Origin of the sequence: Enterococcus sp. DIV1059_2 (assembly GCF_051713685.1) — a bacterium.
Classification (GTDB): Bacteria; Bacillota; Bacilli; order Lactobacillales; family Enterococcaceae; genus Enterococcus_D; species Enterococcus_D casseliflavus.
This window is the reverse complement of sequence record NZ_JBIOQK010000001.1, coordinates 2,710,480-2,732,367: the sequence shown is the minus strand read 5'-3', so window position 1 is coordinate 2,732,367 and position 21,888 is coordinate 2,710,480. Positions and strand designations below refer to the sequence as shown.

Sequence of the window (21,888 nt, the reverse complement as noted above, 5' to 3'; positions counted from 1 at the left end):
CGATCATCATGAGTTACAGCTAGATGTTGTGAGATCGATATTAAAAATTTATCCCAGTTGGACAATCAATGACGTTCTAAATACAGATACGCTGTACCTTTATGAAATTATGTTTAAACAAACGCCAAAAGGAAATAGTTCTAAGAGTAAAAAGAAACAAAGAAGAATAAGGCCGTTGTCTGATTTAGTCAAAGGGGAAGGGGGCGGATGATTTGGCTGGTGCAACTCCATTAGGAAATATGGTCATAAAGCTAGGTTTGGATGATGCTGATTTTGGGAAAGGCGTTGCTAATTCTAAAAAGCAAGTACAATACCTAGCAAAAGAAATGCAAGCTAATATGAAAATTGCCGATATGGCAGGAAATAAACTTGGCAAATTAGGCACTCGATACGATAGTTTAACGCAGATTATCAAGGCACAAGAAAACCAAGTGACCGCCCTCAAGAAAGCTTATGACGGCTCATTCGTTGACGGAAAAGCAACGGATTCCACGAAGAGGCTAGCTAATCAGTTACAAGATGCTAACGGTAAACTGGCAAACTATAAACTACAGTTACAAAATACTGCAGGTCAGATGGCCAGACTGCAAGTTGAAACACAAGGCGTTACCGGTTGGCTAAAACAGCACGGTGATGCCTATATTAAACAAGGCGAAAAAATTCAAAAGTTTGGTGGCATGGTTTCAAAAGCAGGGACTGCTTTAACGGTTGGTGTAACAGCACCTATCGTCGCTGGTGCCACTGCAGTTACTAAAGCAGCTATTGATTGGGAATCAGCTTTTGCTGGTGTAAAGAAAACCTCAGATGAAGTGGTGGATAGCAATGGTAACGTTGTTTATTCGTACGACGATCTGGAAGCTAGTTTAAGAGGGTTGGCAAAAGAACTACCTTCGACACACAGTGAAATTGCAGCTGTTGCTGAAGCTGCAGGGCAGCTAGGAATTCAAGCGCAAGATATTACAGCTTTTACTAAAACCATGATTGATATGGGTGAATCTACAAACCTATCCGCTGAAGAGGCAGCTACCGCAATTGCCAAAATAGCGAACATCACCGGAATGACATCTAGTGAGTATCAAAGGTTTGGATCGTCTGTCGTTGCATTGGGAAATAATTTCGCCACAACAGAAGCAGATATTGTCCAGATGTCAAATCGGTTAGCTTCTGCGGGTACATTGGCCGGTCTAAGTAATCAAGAGATACTTGGGTTAGCTACTGCGATGAGTTCCGTTGGTATTGAAGCCGAGGCTGGTGGTACAGCTATGACCCAAACTCTGACAGCTATTGAAAAAGCAGCTGTTGAAGGCGGGGACAGTTTAGACCAGTTTGCAAAAGTTGCCGGCATGTCATCGAGTGAATTTGCTAAGCAATGGAATGAAAAACCTATTGAAGCGATACAGTCATTCATCAAAGGCTTAGGGGAGCTAGACGGAAAAGGTGAATCTGCAACACTAATGCTTGATGAAATGGGCTTAAGTGGTGTTCGCCAATCGAATATGCTCAAGTCCTTAGCTTTAGCTTCTGACACACTTTCTGGTGCAGTTGACATGTCAACACAAGCTTGGGAAGAGAATACCGCTTTAACCAATGAAGCTGGTACACGATATGAAACAACAGAGTCAAAACTCAAAATGTTGCGAAATGAAGCTGTGGATGCGGCAATTGAATTTGGGGGACCACTAGTTGACGCATTAAGAGATGGTTTGGAAGCTTCAAAACCGCTGATCAAGAGCTTTGGTGACATGGCTAAAGCCTTTAGTTCTTTAGATAAAGAACAACAACAAAATATTATCAAATGGGGCCTAATGGCAGCGGCTGCTGGTCCAGCACTCAAGTTGCTTGGCGGAGGTATCTCCGTGATTGGCAAAACAAGAAAAGCTGTTGGTTTACTATCAAATGGTATCGTTGAACTCGCTGCTGCTTCTGCCGAAAAGAAAGCTTTGCCATTTTTAGCAAAAAATATACTTGGTATTGGTACAGCCGCAACTACTGCATCTGGTGTGGGCGCTGCCGGTGCAAGTGGTGCTGGAGTTGTAGGATTGGGAACTGCAATTGCTGGTTTAGCTGGACCAATCGCAATAGGAGTAACAGCCTTAGGAGCTGTTGCCGGCGCAGTTTATCTTGGGAAGAAAGCTTTTGATGAGCATCAACTCGCTGGTGCCAAGTGGGGGACTGCTGTAACTGAAGAACAAGACAAGGTTATCTCCAAGTCTTATGAGTTGAGAGAAAAAGCTGTCGGCTACATAAATGAGTACGCTGATGGAGTTAAAGGGTCTGCTGACAAAGCTATAGAAGCAAACAACGCCATTGTCGATTCTATTCAGGCAACCATCGATAAAGAGTATGAGCGAAACAAAAAAAATGCTGAAAAAGTTGAGAATGAAAGTATTCAAAGCAGTTTGGAACAACAAGCCGAAAATGATAAGCAGTATGGAGAACAACTTGCTGAGCAAGCTAAAAAAAGAGTAGATCGTATTAATAAAATTTTATCAGAGGCTAGTAAGAATAATCGCGAATTGTCTGATCAAGAACGTCAGTATATCGAGGCCAATTACAGTCAACTATCAGATAAACAATTGGAATTAGCAGGCCTTAATGCTGAGCAGAGAATTGCTATTGAGTCTGCGTATCAAGAAACTCTATCTAAACTCACTGATAAACAACTGGAAGATCGTGCGAACAGTGTAGGGAAGGCTTTAAATGAAGAACAAGCGAAGTATGAAAAAGAAAGAGAAGCCATTATTAAAGGAACAAAAAATAATGTGCAGCGACAAACAGAATTACTCAGTCAATTAGATAAGGAACATAGAAATAGTTCTGAGTCTATGATTCTCGGATTGGCCAAGCTTCGTTTGGAACAAGGATATAGTTTAGAGCAAATGTCTGCCGTTTGGGAACAGTATGGATGGACAGTCGATGAAGTAGCCGAACTTGTCAATTCAAGCGTAGATGACACTACCAAAAATCTTGATATGTTAGCTAAAGGGACTGAGGAAGCTGATATCCAGTGGAATCAGATGGCGCTTGATCCTAAAACTGGCGAAGTCAGAACCAACATGGCTGATGTCTTGAAAGAAATGGCTTCAACAGATGAAGGGTGGCAACAGCTGAAATTTATTGCCAAAAATGCTGATATTTCTACAAATGCAAAAGAAGAAATCGCAATTGCAATGGGCGAATCGGGTAAATGGAATGAACTTTATCTAACGGAAAAACTTTTATTAGTGGATGGTGATCAAGCTCAAGTTGATCTTTATGACACTATAGAAGAAATGGGATTGTGGAATGAGTATAATGCCGATAGGAAGACGTTGGGTGTTGATAATGCCGATGCTATCTGGAAGACAATGGATGCCCAAGGTAAGTTGTCAGACTGGAATGAACTATCTCCTGAATTAAAAACACTGTTAGCAGATAATCCTGCTAAATTAACTGTAGACCAAACTACGAGGGCATTAAGTGATTACAATAATCTTGATGAAGACTTCAAGACACTTTTGGCTAATAATACAAATGCTGTTGCGAATATAGGTGCTGCCAATACTAAACTGAATCGTTATAACGAGACAGGAGTTGGAGCCAAGCATTTACATGCGACGGCTGATTATAGCGAAGTTGAGAGAGCAAGAAATGCCATTGCTCAAGTATATAGCAAAAATGTGGTAATCGATGTTGAGTATCGCGGGAGAAGAACAGGACAGACAGCTATTCCAAATGCCAAAGGGACAAATTACCACCCGGGCGGAGATATGATCGTAAATGATCAATCAGGACCATTATATAAAGAATTGGTTCAATTCCCTGGTCAGGCTCCATTTATACCTCAAGGTCGGAATGTGTATATTCCCAATGCTCCTGCAGGAACGAAAGTTGCTCGAGCTAGTATCACCAAATCGATTATGCGTCGCTTGGGAATTCCTAAGTATGCCGATGGTGTGGGTATTCCGGAAGATTCTTTATTAGTTCGGAATCTAAGGAGCTTAACGCCTGCAACCGAATCAAGTTCGATTAATTTCCGTACACAAGATTACTCAGAACAATTTGAGATGTTGATTAATATCATGTCAAACTTCGGTGAAGATTTGAGAAATATGCAGCTAATTCTCGATGGACGAAATGTAATGAAATCAATTGAAACTAGACAAACAAATCAACAAAAACTAAATGATATCAAAGCAGGAAGGAGAACAAGATGATTAGTGATTTAGAGATAAAACTAAATGATTTTAGACTTTCAGATTACTTTGATTTAACAGATGAGCCAGATCGTGGACTCTTTCCTGAGGTGCAACATGAATTAGTTCAATTGGCACAATCAGATGGTTCTCGCGCAACTAGTAAAAGGCGTACCCACAGGATAATCACTTTGCCCTTATACGCTTTGAGCGGAAATTTTAGGCAAACGAAAGATGATTTAGCGAACGTGCTGTTTGCTGAAGGACGGCAACGGCTCTGGTTTTCAGATGAGCCGGACAGATACTGGTTAGTTGAATTGACAGGGGAATCAAGCTGGAAGCGATCATTAGATAATAGAGGGGAAGCGTATGGAGAACTAAAGTTTTTGTGTGAAGACGGATTAGCACACTCGATAAATTCGAGAGCATTTATTTTTTCGAACACTGAAGAGGGTATGTTAACCACAATACAAAATAACGGAACTGCCAGTACGACAGTAGACTTTAATGTTGACTTCTTATCTGATGCAAATTCAATAGCTTTTGTTTCTGCTGAAAAAGTATTGCAATTAGGAGCAGCAGAAGCACCTGATTCTATAGAAGAAGTACCTAAAACAGAACTTGTTTTAAAAGATCAGATGACTAGTTCCACTAGTGCTCAGTGGAATATCAATCAAGCCAGAATTCGCCGTAATGAGAGCGCAGGAGATCATACTTCAAAACGTATGGGAAGCTTAAAATATGATTCAATGGGGACGTGGGTAAGTAGTACAGGTAGTGTCACTGACGAAGACAAATTTTGGCATGGACCATCAATTAGTAGGGATATTATTGAAATGGAAAACTGGGAAGTCTGGAGCGCAGTAACATTTAAGTCTACAGGCGGAGGAAAATCGGAAGCTGCTCAAGAAGGTTTAATGGAGATAAATGTTCTTGACGAAGATAATAATTTCCTAATGGGATTGCAACTGATGGACGGATATCCCACGCTAGATAAAGTTAGTTGGACATTTTTTATAGGAGATAATGTAGTAGATTGGGGATATTTTCCTAATAGCGTAATGAAATCTGGCGGTGGATTTTACGGACAGGTCATCTTCAAAAAAGTAGACAACAAATTTAGTTTCAAAATTGCAAGAGTGTCAAACAACAAGGAAACGTGGAGGGTAAGTAGAGAAACTGTAAACAACACTATCGCTTCTCTTTCCGCTAAACGAGTTTCATATTATATGGCAACTTATGGGAAGCAGCCAGCGTACAATATGGGTGTTAGTTTTTGTCAAATAAAAAAAATAAATTCTTTAGATCCTTTAAATGTTCCTTTGACATTTTTTGAAGGTGATTATCTTCAAGTAATTAATAATAAAATATACTTGAATAGTGTGTTGGCTGGTGATTATCGGGTTGTAGGCGGAAGCAATGTATTTACGGTGGATGCAAATTTAACAACTCCAATTTACTGTGTGACCGATGGAGATGTAACTGCTAATGCCGAAATTAGGGAGCGATTTGTATGATCTTACACTTCTTAGATAAGCAAATGAACCACATTGAAACAATTGATACTGCCTATCAAACCGACACAGTTATCACAGAAATATTTATTGATAAAGAACTAGTTAATGGGACAGCTATACACACGGCTAGCTTTGATATCTATAAGACTAGTGAAATTAGCGAGAAACTAAATCTGGGGAAATTTCTAATCGTTGATGACTTAAAAATCTTGATGGTCATCATGGCAGAATCTGAGGAAACTGAATACACAAGACCTGTAACTTGTTATGACTTAGGTATTTCTCTGAGAAACGGTAGCGCTGTGATGATTGACTCGAGAGATGCACAGTATATTGACTATTACGTCAATAGAGAAATTGCTCAAACCGATTGGGAAATTGGGCGAAATGAGATTGGAACTGATATTAAAAGACTTGGGAATTTTTCTGATGAAACGCCGCTTTCTCGATTACAGTCGATATGTAAGTTGTTTAACTGTGAAATGTCTTTTAGGTATGAATTTTCTAATCTAAAAGTCACAAAAAAGTATATTGATATTTCATACAGAATCGGAATTGATCGATCGAATGATATCCATTTTTCTGGGGAAGATGTGGTATCAATTAGTAAATCATCAGATATCTATGATTTCTTTTCGGCTATTAGAGATCAAAATCAAGGTTTTAATGATTTAGTACTAGATGATGGTAGGTATTTTACTACCAAGGGTGAGTCAATAATCTATGATCGTCAATCAAACACAGAATACGGTTATTCCAACACTTCTAAAGATGTCTTTACTAGTTATACATTCGGGAATTTTTCATCAAGTGATGATTTAAGTCCACAAGAAAGATATAATCAGGGGCTGGATTTGCTAAAAGCGAGCAACAGTCCTACATTAGAAGTCACAGTAAATCATTTGTTTGAGATGGGGAATTTAGACGTTGGTGATACAGTTGTCTACATTGATGAAGAATTCAAACCAGCATTAAGAGTAAAAGCTCGTGTAAAAAAAATAACTATAAGTGATGATCAAACCAAAAACGAAGTAGAATTAAGTAATTATGAGCTTCTACAGAGTCAAATTTCATCCGATGTCATTGCTCTCCAACAACAAATTGCCCCACCAAAGGATATATATTTAGTTAAAATAACTTCAGATAGTCCGACTTCAATTAAGGATAATATTGGGGATATTACACTGACAGCGACCGTTTTTCATAATGGCAGAGATATTACTCCTAAAGTGAACAAGAATACATTCGTATGGACGAAGCAAAATGAACAAGGAATTCATGATGAGGTGTGGGAATCAAACGCTGTCGGAAATCAAGTTATTATTCCTAGGAGTCGTATTTCCGAAAAGACTGATATTATAAAATGTCAAGCGGTTGTATTCGAAACCCCCGGAGTTCAAGCTATCTACTTTATAAATGGCTTAAAGGCACTTACGAATAAGGTTTTGCGTCATGTTCGCTCTGATATGGTGGTCAGTGTATTTATTACTGACATACACTTTGCTACTGATACTGCTATTCGTGATGATCTGTCCAACTACGGAATATCACATCGTCATGTAGATAATGTCACTGCATTTAGTAAGAACATTGACCTAGATTATGTAGTCGGTGGTGGAGATTTTATTGATGGAAGTACTTATAACAAATCAATAGCTAAAAGAGATTTAACAAACATTATTTCGAGACTGGGAAATGCAGATTGCCCTTACTTTTCAATTATAGGTAACCATGAGTTTAACGCTTGGGGAGATGGGAGAACTGGGGGAATACTAAAAAAGGTAAATGCATATCAGATGAAAGATCCCAACAGCACATTGTTTGTAGGAAAAATGACGAATATCTTAACTACTCATGAATTGTACCAGACAATGATACGACCATCGACTGTGTTTCCAATCAACGATAGTGGAAAAGGTTATTATTTCTATGATGTTCCAAATAAAAACTTCCGAGCTATCTTCCTAAATTCTAGTGACATACCGTTGATTCTTGATGAAGATGGTTATGCCAAATATAACCCAATTGGTGTATCGGGATACCGTCAAGAGCAAATCGATTGGTTTAAAAATGTTCTTTTAAATACGCCGACTTCAATGACGGTTGGTGTGTATCAACATTTCCCGTTCGGAAGAAGGTATGATCCAAATGATAATAGCTATCCTTATAACTATGAAATGATTGACGGACTACTATCGGCTTTTAAAACCGGAAGCAGCTTTACAAGAACATATTCAGATAATGCAGATTTTCAAGCAAGTGTTTCCGCCAACTTCAATGGGCGAAAGGGAACAGTTGCTTTTTTGATGCACGGTCACACTCATAACGATCGGATTTCTATAGGGGGAGATAGTATTCATAATGTGTCAACTGGATGTTCAGTCAGCCGACCGAAACACGATATGTTAGACCGCTCAATCGGAACTTTGAGCGAAGATTTGTGGGATGTTGTAACTGTTGATACAAAGAACAGACAAGTAAAAATGTTTCGGTTTGGTAGTGGAGAAGATAGAGAGTTTTCATATTAAGGAGGGGATATTTTGGCTATAGTTGAAGATCAAATTAGTTTCGCACGTGTAGAAGATGGCGACGATGGCCGAGGGATACTTGGCACACCGGTTGCAACGTATTCACAATCAACGAGTGGTACAACCCCACCAACATCATGGTCAGCAACACGACCTAATGTACCAGCTGGCCAGTATCTTTGGACAAGGGTTGTCACAACATACACCGATAACACAACATCCGAAACACAAACTCCAACTCTGATGGGGGCTGAAGGTGAATCTGGATTAGGAATTAAAGATAAATCAATCAGCTATGCAGCAGGAGCAAGTGGAAACACGCCGCCTACAAGTGGGTGGCAAGAAACGATTCCGACCGTATCAGCAAATCAGTATCTTTGGACTAAAACGACACTCGTTTATACAGATGAATCGAAGACTGAAGCTTATTCTGTAGGAAAGATGGGAGCGAACGGAGCGGACGCCAAACTGCTTTATCTAACTGCTTCAGCTGAGAACATGGCTTTTAATGCCGATGACACGCCTAAGACGACACAGACGATAAACATATCGGCAAAGCTTCAAAACGTCACAGGAACTGCAACATTTACGGCTATTCCATATATCGGTAACGCCGCTCAAACTGCCATTACATTAGGTGGAACTGGTAACACAAGAACCTTAACCAGTGCACAATGGACCAACAAAAACTGGACACTGATTGCTATCACAGCAACTTTGGATAACCTGAACGATACAGTGAGTATTGTTAAAGTTAAAGATGGAGCGACAGGTGACAAAGGAGATCAAGGGAATCAAGGAATCCCTGGGACACCGGGCGCCGATGGAAAAACTCCTTATACACATTGGGCTTATGCTTGGAGTGCTGATGGGAGAGATCGATTTACTAGCTCCTATCCTAGTAAAAACGATTTTATATTGAAACGGATAACAGGAGGAGAATCTGCAAACACGATACTCCCTATCCACGAAAAAAGCACCAACTCTTCTGGAGCAGTTTCGAGAGCTTTGGCTAGTAACACTAATGATGGGGGGTATTCAGTAACTACAACTACTGCCACAGACCCATACTTTAGACCAGTTGCAAATATTGCAGCCACTGCGCTTGGAGAAATCGGAGACGAAATGTATATATCGTTCCGATATAGCGTAAAGTCAGGTAACTATTTAAGGCTTAGATTAATCAATTTTGACGCTTCGGATGCTACTACCTATTATAGTGGAACTGGATCTGCAAACATACCATTCAAACTCAAGGAAGCTACTCAAGTGTATATTTCTTTTGACCCTGTATCTTCTCAAGGGAATGTCTATACTGTGGGTGATTCTTTTACAATCTACGATGTTAAACTTTCAAAAGGTAGCGCATGGCCATACACACCAAACCCCGCAGACGACTTTGCAAACGCCTATCCTACGTATGCCGGAACCTACACCGATTACGAACCTACGGACAGCGAAGATCCTACCAAATATACATGGCAAAGAATTTTAGGGGAATCCGGTCATGACGGTAACGATGGTAAAGACGGTGCGAACGGACAAGATGCAAAAGAAGTCATCAGTGGGTATCTTTCAAATGATTCAATTATAGTACCTGCTAATGCATCTGGCACAGTAACTGACTTCACGAAAGCTCTTGGAGATTTTATTATCTACGAGGGACAAACTAAAGTTTCATCTGGTGTGACGTATTCGAAAGTTTCTGAGACTGGGATGACTAGCACAATCAATTCAGCTGGTCGTTATACAGTTACTGCTTTGTCAGCCGATGTTGGAACGGTAACATACCAAGCGGTGTACAAAGCTGTGACGATTCAAAAGATAATGATTGTCGTGAAGAACAAGCAAGGAGCCACAGGGCCAGCCGGATCAAACGGAACTGATGGAAAAGGAATCGTGTCTAGCGCTACTACCTATCAAGCTGGTACTTCTGGTACAACACCGCCTACAGGAACATGGAGTACTTCAATACCTAGTGTTTCTGAGAACCAGTACCTTTGGACAAAAATTGTTCTTACTTACACTGACAATACAAATTCAACTGCATATTCAGTTGGTAAGATGGGAGCAAAAGGGGAAACAGGTGCTACTGGGTCGACAGGAGCACCTGGTAATGGGATTAAAAGTACAACTATCAATTTTGCTAGTTCTACTAGTGGTACAACAGCGCCTAGTAGTGGGTGGAGCACATCAATCCCTACGGTTGCTGCTGGAAGCTTTTTATGGACAAGGACAGTATTAACTTTCACAGATAATACAACAAATACTTCATATACTGTGGCTAAGCAAGGTGAAAAAGGTGATCCGACTGGCATCATCAGTCAAGCAACTGTACCTACAAATCCTTATGTTGGGATGCTTTGGCAAAATACCGGAGCGAGTGGCTATATTATCGGTGCGACCTATCAATGGAATGGCAGCAAGTTTAATCTATATATTTTTACAGCAGATAATATAGTTGCTACGACCTTATCTGCCATCACTGCAAACCTAGGAAATGTCACTGCTGGAACTTTAACTGGTGTTACTTTTGTCAGTCCGTTTGATTTCTGGGATGGGGAAACTGTTCCCGGAGGTACAGCACAAATGTGGCGCAAGGGACAAACTACAATCCAAAACGGTGAAGATGTCACAATGTGGGAAGACTATAACAAATCAACAGGAGCAAAAATTAAAGAAGGCGGCGTTATTCAAAATTCTAACGGTTTCTCAGTATTTGTAAATGATCCATCTGGCTACTCGCAGCGTAGTTCAGTGCGTATGGACGGAATATTGATTGCTGATAGTCGTGGAGTTGGTGGCGCAACTAGTACGTTCTTAACTTATAGTGATCTAGTTAAAATACAGCCTATTCAACTGACACCAGCTACTGGTTGGTCAGTTTATGCTACGAGTGGGAGTAATAGACCAATCGGAAGTCGAACTGGAAGGATTGTTACCCTGAGCGGGGCATTTAAAAACAATAGTGTATTGTCCAATAGCAATGATGTTATTACCATCGGTAGTGTACCAAACGCACTGAGACCTATTAGTGAAGTAAAAATAATTGTAAAAGGTGCAGGTACAAGCTCGTACATGTTGATTGTGGACACGGACGGTTTAATCAAAATTCAGTATAGATTGGGTTGGACAGGATCCCAATATGGTTACATTCAAAATAATTCAGGGGATATTTTCAACATTCACGTTACTTATCCAGGGGTAGATATATTCTAAAAGGAGGACAAAATATGTTAGATGAATTCAAAAGACAATATATCGAGAAATGTATTAACGGACATGGTTTTGATGATGAACTAAACAGATTGTTCGAATCGATACTTTTGGAGGAAATGAATGATGATGCAGAAAAAATGAGCCTGTTTATCCAGTCAATCAATGATGAAAATAAACCGAAAGAACCCACTGAATTAGAACTGTTAAAACAGGAGAATAAACAACTGCAAGAAGAATCAGAGATGATCCAGACTGCATTTATGGAACTATCAGACTATGTATTCTCAAAGTAAAGGAGGGGTAAACCATGGAATTTTCAGCTATGAAAATGTTGTATGCCACACACGTGATTGAAGGAAAACGCACGATCGAGAGCGTACCGGAGATTTTGCGTGAAGATGTTGCAAAAATTGTTGGTGAAGCAAAAAAGCCAGAAGAAACCAAAGAATAGGATATGTAGCAGCAGGAGCAATCGGCTTATTGGTCGGTTGCTTTTATTTTAGGAAAGTAGGTGGCACATGTTAAACGTAGGGGAATTAGCAACTTGGGCGGGCTGGATTATGACAATTGTTGGTTTGATGGCATTTGTTATTAGACCAGTAATGTCAAATTTCACAAAAATCACTGAGAATCTAACAAAGATGACTCATAGTCTGGATTTGTTAAATCGTGATTTAGAAGCCAGTAAGTCTGATCGAGTTGCGATTCATGACGAATTAAAGCGTCAGGATGAACGATTAGATAAACATAGTGAAAAATTAGTTGAGCATGGAGAACAATTAAAATCTTTATGGAAAGAAAGAGGGAAATAAAAATGGATTTGAATTTCTTGCAGGAGTATTTAGTACCAGTCATTGTCGTAGCGTGTTTAGTAGTGGGATATTTGATCAAGTCAACGCCCGTATTTGCAGCAGTGGCCAATGGCTATATTCCATTGATAGTTATTGTCTTAGGAGCGATTCTAGGAGCAATCATCAATGGATTAACTGTGGAAGCGATTGTTTATGGGGCGGTTAGCGGGATTGCATCCACAGGGATGCACCAATTATTTGTACAACTTTTAAATTTAGGTAGCAATGATCAAAAACCAGATTATGGTGATGGCCAAGAATTCACAGAAAAGAAGGAGTAGCTAATCGGCTGCTCTTTTCTTTTTATAGAAAGGATGATATGAAATGACTGTATCAGCAAATACGATTTTAACCGAAGCAAGAAAATATCTCGGTACTGTAATGGGAACTACTGTCCATAAAAATATCGTTGATAAGTACAATGCAACAAAGCCGCTTCCAGTCGGCTATCAAGTGAAATACACTGATGACTGGTGTGATACGTTTGTCAGCTTTATCGGAATTAATACAGGTGCAATTGATTTAATTGGTCGTGAATGTGGGGTGCAGCGTCATATTGACATCTTTAAATCTAAAGGGATTTGGATTGAAGATGGAAGAATCACACCTAAAGCAGGAGACATTGTGTGCTTTAACTGGGATGATGCGACACAACCTAACGATGGCTGGGCGGATCATATTGGATTCGTTGAATATGTTTCGAATGGTGTGATCACCACAATTGAAGGCAATTATGGTCGCCAAGTAAAACGGCGTACAATGCCTGTGGGATGGGGATATATTAGAGGATATGCTCGTCCAGCTTATGGTACTTCGGCATCAGCAGGTGGCACAGCAGGGCAAAAAACGATTGAAACAATCGCAAAAGAAGTGATCAATGGTGCTTGGGGGAATGGTGACAATCGCAAGAAAAAACTAGCGGCTGCCGGTTACTCCTATGATGCAGTACAATCGAAAGTTACTGAGCTGTTAAAAGGTTCTTCAAGCAATCAAGCATCAACCAATCCATTTGCCAATATTGTCATCGATTCTAATTGGGATGGTGATTTAAATGGTTATCTGCAGCGATACTATGGCACAACCGTTGATAAAGTTATTTCTGGCCAGATTAAAGGGGATTGGAACGCTGGAATGACTGGTATTCAGTTTGGAACTGGAGGCAGTGATTTAGTAGCAGCAATCCAAAAGAATTTAGGACTGAAGGTCGATCGTAATATGGGACCAGGTACCATTGGTTCTATGCAAGCTAAAGCTGGCACTGCTGTTGATCGAAAAATTACACGACCATCGGCACTTGCTAAGAAAATTAAGACAAATCTTAAATCAAAAGGCAAACCATGGTAAACAAATAGCCCGCTTCGGCGGGCTTATACATAAAGAGATGGGGATGATTTCTTTGGAAGAAAAATTAAAAATTGAAAGACTTGAAAATAAAATTAAACGTTTAGAGTTTAATCAGAATATATTGATGAAAGTCCTACTTAGTAATGAACCTGATTGGTCAAAAAAATCCATAGAAGCTGCCGAAAGAAAGGGACTGAATTCATTCCCTTACATCGGAGTGGATAGTGCTGGTTCTTATGATTTTTACAGAATAATTGATTTGCTATATAAGCTTGGTTTATTCGATTAAACTTTTAAAAGCTTCAATTATTTCGCTTATAGTGTTAAGTCTGGTGTCTAACGCTAATCTATTAGAAAGGGAAGGGCTTTTGGAGTCAACTTCATCTTTAGTAACATTATGCCAAAGAGGCAAAATCATTTGACGACCAGTAGAACTCTCTTTGCTTAATATTCCATCTAATTCATATCCAGTCCAATACTTTTGGATATAGTCTGAAGAAATGACTACTAAACCAAATTTTGATTTGGCTAAGCCATTGTCAATCGATTGTCTTATCGAGTTTCCCCAACCGATACTTGTTTTATCCCTCCATATTGAAAATCCAGCTTCATTAAATGCTGTTTCTAATTTATCAACGTAATTTGAATCTTCGGAAGCATAAGAAATAAATATATCATACTGTTTATCAGAAAGAGATGGGTCATTTAAGACATCTGAATGAATGATTTTAATCTCTTCTTGCTGTATTTGACGCATTTTTTTAAGTTGCTCTTCATAAGAGTTTTGTAATTTCTTTTGGAACTTATTGTTTTCGGTCTGTGTTGCTTTAGTAAGTTTAATTTGATTGTCACCTAAGTCTTTCTTCTTTCTTGCTAACTTTGAAGAGAGATCCGCAACTTTTCCTTTGCTTTGAACAAGTTTCCTTGTTTCTGATTCGATTGTGCGCTGCTTAGTTCGAATGGTTGAAGCATTTTTAGAACGAGCAATATCAGATTGGTTTGAAGCAATTTTTTTCTCAGAAGTGGCTATGTTTTTTTGCTCATTTGCTAAACTTTTTTCCAAACGAGCAATTTCGGTTAAAAGAGTTTTTTCTTTTTGTTGATAACTATTTACGGACATTAGGATACCTCGCAATCGTTGTAGTTACATCTATTTATTTTAATCTATTGTATCAGAAATATTGATATTTACTAAGACAGAAAAGAATATCAAACTCAATTGTATAGGAAGTTTTTTATGTGTCTTTTTCTTTTTTTAATATATTTTCCGCATGCCACAATAGCTTCTTAGCTAAAATTTCTTGATTTACAAAAATATCTATATTCATTGTTGTTTCGGTGTCAGTGCCAAAATTATCATAAATGAACCTAAAATGATCCCGCCCTTCATCAAGGTTTATGTCTAATTGTATTTTGTCGAAATTTTCTTTCAAACTATTTTTATATTTATTTTTGAGTTTTTTTATAACTTCATCGTTTACCGTTAGTCCCTGATGATATAGTTTGCATCTTATGAGCCAAATTATATCACCGTCCAATAAATTATACTTATCTATCAAAGGATCAACATATTCATTATCTTTTTCTGGGTGTTCATATTGATAAATGTTTTCGTTATACCATTTTTTATACCTTTTTGCAGAAGAATTATTTCCCCTTAAATCAGGATAAAATAATTGACCACATATATCAGGAATTGATAGAGAGCAAAAAAAAGCTGCACGATAAGCATTCTTATCGAGGGCTTCCTTAACAATTTCTGTTACATTTCTTAATGATGAAATAATTTCGATATTTTCTTTGCTATTCATAAAGTAATACCTCCTGCTATTTGCTATCAACTATATATCATGATTCCAAATAATACATTATTAACAAAATATACCACTCCCAAAAAGAGTGGTAAAGAAAATTAAATAATATTCAAAAGGTCTTTTTTCATAGTTTCAAATTCAATCATAATCTTTGTTTTTCCAAGCACACTATATTTTCGTACAACAAACTGCTTCCGATCGTTATACTCACCAGCAACCACGATCTGCATTCCCTCATCCACATCTGCCAAGAAATTCAAACTGTGTGCAGCAATCAAGCAGTTTACATTATTTAGCGAGAATCGCACCAAAGGGGTCTTGCTCATCTTCAACACACGTATCTTCGAAACTACACCTTTCATCGATTTCATAACAATCGCCTCCATAAGCTTGTACATAATAGCGACAATCCGTCTTGCCTAAGGTGACAGCAACATAGAACTCGACACATTTTGCGCCGAACAAAGCTTCCTGTGATTCGGAAATCGAGTCAGGGAATTCATTTATAAAATCAGATAGAGATAGATAGCCTTGCTCGTATTGAGTAATAAGATTCATATCAATTGCCACCGGGCTTATACTTTGTGTTAGGATCGTATTTTCGGAGAATCTCGTCTTGCGTTCTAACGTGATCGAACAGATAATTATCTCCGTCTTTCTTAAATACATAAGCTAATTCCTTTGGGTAACCACTATAGCTTGATGGCACGGTAAAGTAGGGTTTTCCGAAGTTCTCCATAGTTCTAACGAATTGATCGTATAATAGATGAGCTGGGCCCATTCGTTCGATAAACTCATAGTAGTATCGTTCAAAAGCATAGGTTCTTTGATGCGCTAATGGTATTTGCATATCAATCACTCCTTGTAAGAATTATACGAACGAACGTTCTCGTTGTAAAGCGAACAACAGATTAAGATATACGATTTACGAAAAGCGAGGAAAAGCACATCGTTGCAAAGGTAAAATTTGACTACCATTTGACTACCAAATGACTACCAAACAAGAAAAACTACGAAAAACATTGTGGAACTGAAAATACAAAAAAAGTGTTCAAAACCTCTTTAAATCAAGGCTTTGAACACTTAGGAAAAACTACGAAAATCTAATCGATTTTTCTTTATGGAGATGGCGGGAGTCGAACCCGCGTCCAAACATATTGCTACCTAAAAATCTACGCTCATAGTCAACTCATTTGAAGGTTCGCTTTACAGCTTGCCGAGTGACAGGCAGTCTGTATCGCTAGTCTGATGATCTCTTTTTTATCTTACAGACGGAAAGATAAAACGTATCCCACTTAGAATAGGACCCTTACTCGAGCACATGGGCGATGCCGAGAGGATCTACGCTAACTGTTTTTAGGCAGCTAAAGCGTAAGAGTTTTCGTTTTTAGCAGTTATATTTAACTGTAACGTTTTAACGTAGACGTAACCTACGAAGCGCAATTCAGGCTCAACTATGCCTGTCGAATCCGTAACATCCCCTTGATAAAAGGGGTATCGCTACCATTCATTAGTATACCATAGTTTTGCCTGTATGCAAAGAATCAGATTAAGTCAAAGTGTTTCAGGGCGTGCACGATCCCGCCTTCGGTATTTTTCAGGGTCACGAAGTCTGCCAACTCTTTCAACTCTTGAATTCCATTTCCCATTGCAATTTTGTGGTCGCAGGCTTCTAAAAGAGCGAAGTCGTTGCTGCCGTCACCAAAGCCGAAGGTAGGTACATCTTCTAGACCCAACAATTCTACCAAGGTTTTTACGCCCGTCCCTTTAGAGGTGCCAGATTTTACGACATCGATGGAAAAGGGGGTATTACGATAAAAAGTTAATTCTGGAAAACGCTCATGATAATAAGCATCGTTGCCGACACCTAAAACCAACAACATATTGGTCCGATCTGTTTCATAATGCAGAGGATCGATTTCTGGTAAAGGGCTGCGGACATAGTTGTACGCACCAATCATTTCCTCGGTATGTCCAGTCGCCCAATAGCCTTTCTCATTGTAATAGCACAGTTCATCACCATTGTCTTTGACTGCTTGGAACATCCGTGCGCAAAGTTCAGGTTCAAGGGTATCGGAAAAAACTTCTTTGCCGTCAATACGGATAAAGGCGCCGTTCATGACGATGTTCGAGGTGATCCCAGCTGCTTCACGAATGGCGGTAACTTCAGGTTCGGTTCTTCCTGTTGCAATGATCGGCAGTACTTGGTTTTTTCGCAACATCGCCATCGCTTCAGCGATTTCGGATGTGATTTGCGAGTGTTCATCTAAAAGCGTACCGTCAAGATCAAAAAAAGTTAATGCTTTATAGGTCATGTATCTTACTCCTAAGGTTTATAGTCATAGTCCACTCACAATCTTATCAAAGATTGAAAAAAAGGCAAACCTTTATGAATAATCGGTGAAGTTGTTGGTAGAAGAAAGAAATTCGAGTATACTATAGGAAGAATGGAGTGAAACGATGATTTTTTTAGTAATTGGTATCATTTTTTTCTTGATTGGTCTCACTTTTTTTCTTTTTCCATCAAAAAAAATGAACCTTATTTATGGCTACCGTTCCTATTTAGCAAAACAAAATGAACGCAACTGGCGGCATGCTCAGAAACTATGCGCCCGTTATTTTCTGCTTTTTGGCGGAATCATGGCGCTCATTGGGTTTGTCTTGAAATGGCAAGAATGGACCAATTTTTTCCTAGTTGAAATGATCGCGATCCCTTGGTTCATCGTGCCGATCTTTGGCCTGATCGAAGAGAATCTGCAACGATTTGATAAAGAACATAGAGGTGAAGAAAATGAATATATTAATGATTGAAGACAACGAATCTGTTTCTGAAATGATGCAAATGTTTTTCTTGAATGAAGGATGGGAAGCGGCTTTTAAGTACGACGGCAAAGAAGGACTGGAAGCCTTTGCTGCTGAACCAGACAAATGGGACATGATCACCCTTGACTTGAACCTTCCTTCCATGGATGGCATGATGGTGGCGCGAGAAATTCGCAAAATCTCCAGTACAGTACCTATTATTATGTTGACGGCCCGTGATTCAGAAAGCGATCAAGTCATCGGGTTGGAGATGGGGGCAGATGACTATGTGACGAAACCATTTAGTCCACTGACCTTGATCGCGCGGATCAAAGCCTTACACCGCCGCAGTGAATTGGTTGAAAAAACAACGCCTGAAGCTTCCGATGCAACTTTTGATGTTGTGACCGATCATTTCAAAATGAACACAAAAACACGGGAAGCCTATTTAAATGGCAAACCCATCGATGGGTTGACGCCGAAGGAATTTGATTTGCTTTATACGTTAGCGAAAAAACCGCGGCAAGTCTTTTCACGAGAGCAATTGTTAGAACTAGTTTGGGATTACCAATATTTTGGTGATGAACGGACGGTTGATGCGCACATCAAAAAACTAAGACAAAAAATAGAAAAAGTGGGACCTCAGATCATTCAAACCGTCTGGGGTGTGGGGTATAAATTTGACGATGCAGGTGCTGCTTAATGCGCTACTTGTATCAACAGCTGATTGCGTTTTTTGTTGTGATCTTCGTGATTTTGATGACGATTGGTATTGCGTTTACACAAATGACGCGCCAAACATTACAAGAACGAAATTATGAGCAGTTAATGGGGTATGCTTCGTCGGTCGCGACGATTTCGCAAATCAGCGATTCAGAATATTTGCAGCAAAATATGACGCGAGATGGCTATCTGCAATATTCTCTGCATTTGGCTGAAAATATTTTGAGCAACCAAGACATTTCTTTTGCTTTCTTTAAAAGCCCCGATGACATCATTTATCCATTAGATACGACTCGTGCGGTAGATTTTCCAATTTCTGAAAAAGACTGGCAATCCTTAGAAAACGGGGCGCGTCTGCAACTGACGTCGCCTACGAATCTATATGGGGAAAAAGAACTGACTTCCTATGTTTTGATTCCTTTTTCTGTCAACCGAACGGATTTTTACGGGGTGATGGTGGTTTCACAATCGGCAAGCAGCATCTTGAATCTTGTCAGTGCTTTTAACCAAAACTTGTTTAAAGTATGTTTGATCTCGATCGTCGTTTCTTTATTGATCAGTTACCTATTTGCTACGTTCCAAGTAAGGCGGATCAATCGCATGAAACGAGCAACCAAGGAGATCACCAATGGCAATTTTGATATCTTCTTGCCAGTGCATAATCGGGATGAATTTGATGAGTTAGCCGAAGATTTTAATTTAATGACGAAATCCTTAAAAGAGTCGCAAGAGGAAATTGAACGACAAGAAGAACGTCGTCGACAATTTATGGCAGACGCTTCGCATGAGATGCGTACGCCTTTGACGACCATCAATGGCTTATTGGAAGGGTTAGAGTACAACGCGATTCCTGAAAATCAAAAGGACAATGCGATCCGCTTGATGAAAAATGAAACCAATCGTTTGATTCGGTTAGTCAACGAAAACCTTGACTACGAGAAAATCCGAACCAATCAAATCTCGATGGTCATCAAAAAATTCGATGCAACGCAAACCATCAAAAATCTGCTGACGCAACTTGAGAGCAAGGCAGAAATCGCCAAAGATGTGTTGATTTTAGAAACAACAGAGCCAATTGACGTCTATGCCGACTACGATCGTTTCGTCCAAATCATGGTCAATATTTTACAAAATGCGATCCAGTTTACGGAAGATGGAGAAATTCGGGTTCGAATCGAAAAAGGCTACTTAGAAACGATCATCGAAATCAGTGATACGGGAATCGGCATGTCTGAAGAACAAGTCAAGAATATTTGGGATCGTTATTACAAAGTCGATCCTTCCCGTAAAAACCGTCAATTTGGTGAATCAGGTTTGGGTCTATCGATCGTTGAACAGCTCGTACGCTTGCACAAAGGAAAAATCAGTGTAGAAAGTGAACTTGGCAAAGGCACGACCTTTAAAATTTCTTTTCCTGATATCGACTTAAATGAAGAATAGCAATCGACCGGCAGCAATTCGCTTAGCCGGTCGATTTTTTTTTGCAGTTCAGTGGCAGCAGTCCAAACAAAAAGACCTGCTTTTGCAAGCAAGCCTTCTTGTTTGGGGGCTATGTAAACTATAGATAAGTAGTATAAGGGGTATGGGCAAAGCATTCGTCTTCATGAATCAAATAGATGGCAACAGCAAATTGTTCTGCGATTTCTTGACACAAGGGCAGCAGGGTTTGAACCTCGTTCGTTGTTAATGTGCTCAAGACATTTTCGATTAAAAGGGTTTCTCTTTCTGAAAGCAAAGCTAAGAGCAGTTGAATTTTGAGCTCCTCAAAGGGTGTTAACTCTGTTCGATCTTTTTTCAAAACCGATAAGGGAAGCTGTACATAAGGCAGCACATCCTCTAAATCGCCCCCCTTTTTATTTGCAAGAGATACATTGTCCATGACCGATAAAAAGGGGACGGAGGGCCACTGTGCGCGAATCAAGATTGCTTTTTTTTGTGAAAGCAGCAAACTTAATTCAGATGTTTTTGTTTCATTGTCTTTCGCAACATAAAAGAAACCAATTGATTTCGTTAGCTGAGTTGGTTTTTCCATTGTTTTTTCCTCCAATACAGACTATGTCCGCTAGCAATCAGACCAGTAAAGCTGGTAACAGCAGCAAGCAATACGATAAGTGTGTGGCGCGTACTTTCAAATAAAATAGCAAGCCAAGTGGTGCTGTTCAAGTCAACATTTTGGACAAGAATTTGACTGTTTTGCGGGATCGTAATGGCGAATTCTTGACCGGGAAGACTTTGAACAGCCTCCCAAAAGTGATCCGAAGCACGCTCACGATCAAGAGCGATGATATGCCCGCTAAGCAATTCTCGCTGGAAATAAGGCTGGAAGAGCAGCAATAACACAAAGGCGATCACGGCAGCTGCTAAAAGCGGCAAGAGCATTTCAAGCAACTGCATCGCCACCCATTGTCTGGTGGTGGCACCACTTGCTAACCAGGCAGTGTATTCTGAGCGTTTCGATAATTGGTAATAAACTTGAAAGCCGATAAAGACCAGTGTAAAGGCGCTAAAAATCAAATAGAACAGTTGATGATAGATCGTCGTGACTGGTTGGATCTCTTCCGCTACTTTCGTTTGCAAATCTTCTGTTGTTAAGAGATCTCTGGTTTGAGCGATCACTTGATCCATTGAGTAGATCAAGGCGAAGGTCACGATCAAGCCAATCACGGCAAAGAAGGATACAAGCGTATAAAGCACCATGGCTTTTTTATGATAAAATATGCTGGCAATCGCAAAATGTATAGTTTTCATCTAGTTCACCTCATCCTATTTCATAGTATAAAAGGGGAGTTTGAATAAAGTATGAAGTTCTTGTAGTAAAATATCGAAGCTAAAAAAGCAATAGAAAAAATCGGGTTTTTACGAACAAAACAGCCGAAAAAAATCCAGCAAAGCATCCGCCTTGCTGGATCGATCTT

The 21,888-nt window shown here is 39.5% G+C and carries 21 protein-coding genes and 1 other RNA gene; 13 read left to right on the top strand and 9 right to left on the bottom strand.

Annotation, left to right across the window (positions count from 1 at the left end; genetic code table 11):
* Window positions 1-212: 212 nt before the first annotated feature.
* From IGI72_RS12820 to IGI72_RS12775, 10 genes are all read left to right on the top strand, one after another.
* The gene (locus IGI72_RS12820; RefSeq protein ID WP_438754445.1) at window positions 213-4,196 is read left to right on the top strand and encodes a phage tail tape measure protein; all 3,984 of its coding nucleotides are present in this window, start codon (window positions 213-215) and stop codon (window positions 4,194-4,196) included.
* A complete protein-coding gene (locus IGI72_RS12815) occupies window positions 4,193-5,692 on the top strand; it encodes a distal tail protein Dit (RefSeq protein ID WP_438754443.1) in 1,500 nt (499 codons plus the stop codon). The genes IGI72_RS12820 and IGI72_RS12815 overlap by 4 nt, the downstream gene beginning before the upstream one ends.
* The gene (locus tag IGI72_RS12810) at window positions 5,689-8,220 is read left to right on the top strand and encodes a metallophosphoesterase (protein ID WP_438754441.1); all 2,532 of its coding nucleotides are present in this window, start codon (window positions 5,689-5,691) and stop codon (window positions 8,218-8,220) included. Before IGI72_RS12815 ends, IGI72_RS12810 begins: the two co-directional genes overlap by 4 nt.
* Window positions 8,221-8,232: 12 nt before the next feature.
* Window positions 8,233-11,439 carry a hypothetical protein gene (locus tag IGI72_RS12805; protein WP_438754439.1) on the top strand — a complete coding sequence of 1,069 codons (3,207 nt, stop codon included), beginning with the start codon at window positions 8,233-8,235 and terminating at the stop codon, window positions 11,437-11,439.
* 14 nt (window positions 11,440-11,453) lie between these two features.
* On the top strand, window positions 11,454-11,732 hold the full coding sequence (locus tag IGI72_RS12800; protein WP_438754438.1) for a hypothetical protein: 279 nt from the start codon (window positions 11,454-11,456) through the stop codon (window positions 11,730-11,732).
* Between the two features lie 14 nt (window positions 11,733-11,746).
* Entirely contained in the window at window positions 11,747-11,890 is a 144-nt protein-coding gene (locus IGI72_RS12795; RefSeq protein ID WP_438754436.1) for a CD1375 family protein, read from the top strand.
* A 67-nt stretch (window positions 11,891-11,957) separates the two neighbouring features.
* Window positions 11,958-12,251: a hypothetical protein gene (locus tag IGI72_RS12790; RefSeq protein WP_225001175.1), complete on the top strand. Its 294-nt coding sequence runs from the start codon at window positions 11,958-11,960 to the stop codon at window positions 12,249-12,251.
* A 2-nt stretch (window positions 12,252-12,253) separates the two neighbouring features.
* Window positions 12,254-12,571: a phage holin family protein gene (locus IGI72_RS12785; RefSeq protein WP_354018544.1), complete on the top strand. Its 318-nt coding sequence runs from the start codon at window positions 12,254-12,256 to the stop codon at window positions 12,569-12,571.
* Window positions 12,572-12,614: 43 nt separating this feature from the next.
* The gene (locus tag IGI72_RS12780) at window positions 12,615-13,634 is read left to right on the top strand and encodes a CHAP domain-containing protein (RefSeq protein ID WP_438754433.1); all 1,020 of its coding nucleotides are present in this window, start codon (window positions 12,615-12,617) and stop codon (window positions 13,632-13,634) included.
* A gap of 52 nt (window positions 13,635-13,686) precedes the next feature.
* Window positions 13,687-13,923, top strand: coding sequence for a hypothetical protein (locus tag IGI72_RS12775; RefSeq protein WP_244323504.1), 237 nt, complete (start codon window positions 13,687-13,689; stop codon window positions 13,921-13,923).
* Here the strand turns inward: IGI72_RS12775 and IGI72_RS12770 are convergent.
* The 7 genes from IGI72_RS12770 to IGI72_RS12740 all read right to left on the bottom strand — a co-directional run bounded on the left by IGI72_RS12770 (window position 13,912) and on the right by IGI72_RS12740 (window position 17,763).
* Window positions 13,912-14,754, bottom strand: coding sequence for a toll/interleukin-1 receptor domain-containing protein (locus IGI72_RS12770; RefSeq protein ID WP_208769922.1), 843 nt, complete (start codon window positions 14,752-14,754; stop codon window positions 13,912-13,914). The two genes, IGI72_RS12775 and IGI72_RS12770, sit on opposite strands and share 12 nt — an antisense overlap.
* 115 nt (window positions 14,755-14,869) lie before the next feature.
* Window positions 14,870-15,445 (bottom strand): hypothetical protein, encoded by a 576-nt coding sequence (locus IGI72_RS12765; protein ID WP_438754431.1) that lies wholly within the window; start codon window positions 15,443-15,445, stop codon window positions 14,870-14,872.
* A 101-nt stretch (window positions 15,446-15,546) separates the two neighbouring features.
* Entirely contained in the window at window positions 15,547-15,819 is a 273-nt protein-coding gene (locus IGI72_RS12760) for a hypothetical protein (RefSeq protein ID WP_438754429.1), read from the bottom strand.
* Window positions 15,737-16,006, bottom strand: coding sequence for a hypothetical protein (locus IGI72_RS12755; protein WP_438754427.1), 270 nt, complete (start codon window positions 16,004-16,006; stop codon window positions 15,737-15,739). The genes IGI72_RS12760 and IGI72_RS12755 overlap by 83 nt, the downstream gene beginning before the upstream one ends.
* Window position 16,007: 1 nt before the next feature.
* Window positions 16,008-16,298 (bottom strand): DUF5960 family protein, encoded by a 291-nt coding sequence (locus IGI72_RS12750; protein WP_438754425.1) that lies wholly within the window; start codon window positions 16,296-16,298, stop codon window positions 16,008-16,010.
* Between the two features lie 268 nt (window positions 16,299-16,566).
* Window positions 16,567-16,930, bottom strand: a transfer-messenger RNA (tmRNA) gene (ssrA, locus tag IGI72_RS12745).
* Window positions 16,931-16,992: 62 nt separating this feature from the next.
* A complete protein-coding gene (locus tag IGI72_RS12740) occupies window positions 16,993-17,763 on the bottom strand; it encodes a Cof-type HAD-IIB family hydrolase (protein WP_005231883.1) in 771 nt (256 codons plus the stop codon).
* A 145-nt stretch (window positions 17,764-17,908) separates the two neighbouring features.
* Between IGI72_RS12740 and IGI72_RS12735 the strand changes: the two genes are divergently transcribed.
* From IGI72_RS12735 to IGI72_RS12725, 3 genes are read left to right on the top strand one after another with little or no spacing between them, the layout of a single operon-like run.
* A complete protein-coding gene (locus IGI72_RS12735) occupies window positions 17,909-18,259 on the top strand; it encodes an SdpI family protein (RefSeq protein WP_010749705.1) in 351 nt (116 codons plus the stop codon).
* Entirely contained in the window at window positions 18,240-18,953 is a 714-nt protein-coding gene (locus IGI72_RS12730) for a response regulator transcription factor (RefSeq protein ID WP_010749704.1), read from the top strand. Before IGI72_RS12735 ends, IGI72_RS12730 begins: the two co-directional genes overlap by 20 nt.
* Entirely contained in the window at window positions 18,953-20,413 is a 1,461-nt protein-coding gene (locus IGI72_RS12725) for a sensor histidine kinase (protein ID WP_005229120.1), read from the top strand. Before IGI72_RS12730 ends, IGI72_RS12725 begins: the two co-directional genes overlap by 1 nt.
* Window positions 20,414-20,531: 118 nt before the next feature.
* Here IGI72_RS12725 and IGI72_RS12720 read toward each other — a convergent pair whose 3' ends face one another.
* Entirely contained in the window at window positions 20,532-21,005 is a 474-nt protein-coding gene (locus IGI72_RS12720; protein ID WP_438754423.1) for a hypothetical protein, read from the bottom strand.
* On the bottom strand, window positions 20,984-21,721 hold the full coding sequence (locus IGI72_RS12715) for a hypothetical protein (RefSeq protein WP_005229124.1): 738 nt from the start codon (window positions 21,719-21,721) through the stop codon (window positions 20,984-20,986). The genes IGI72_RS12720 and IGI72_RS12715 overlap by 22 nt, the downstream gene beginning before the upstream one ends.
* Between the last annotated feature and the right edge of the window lie 167 nt (window positions 21,722-21,888).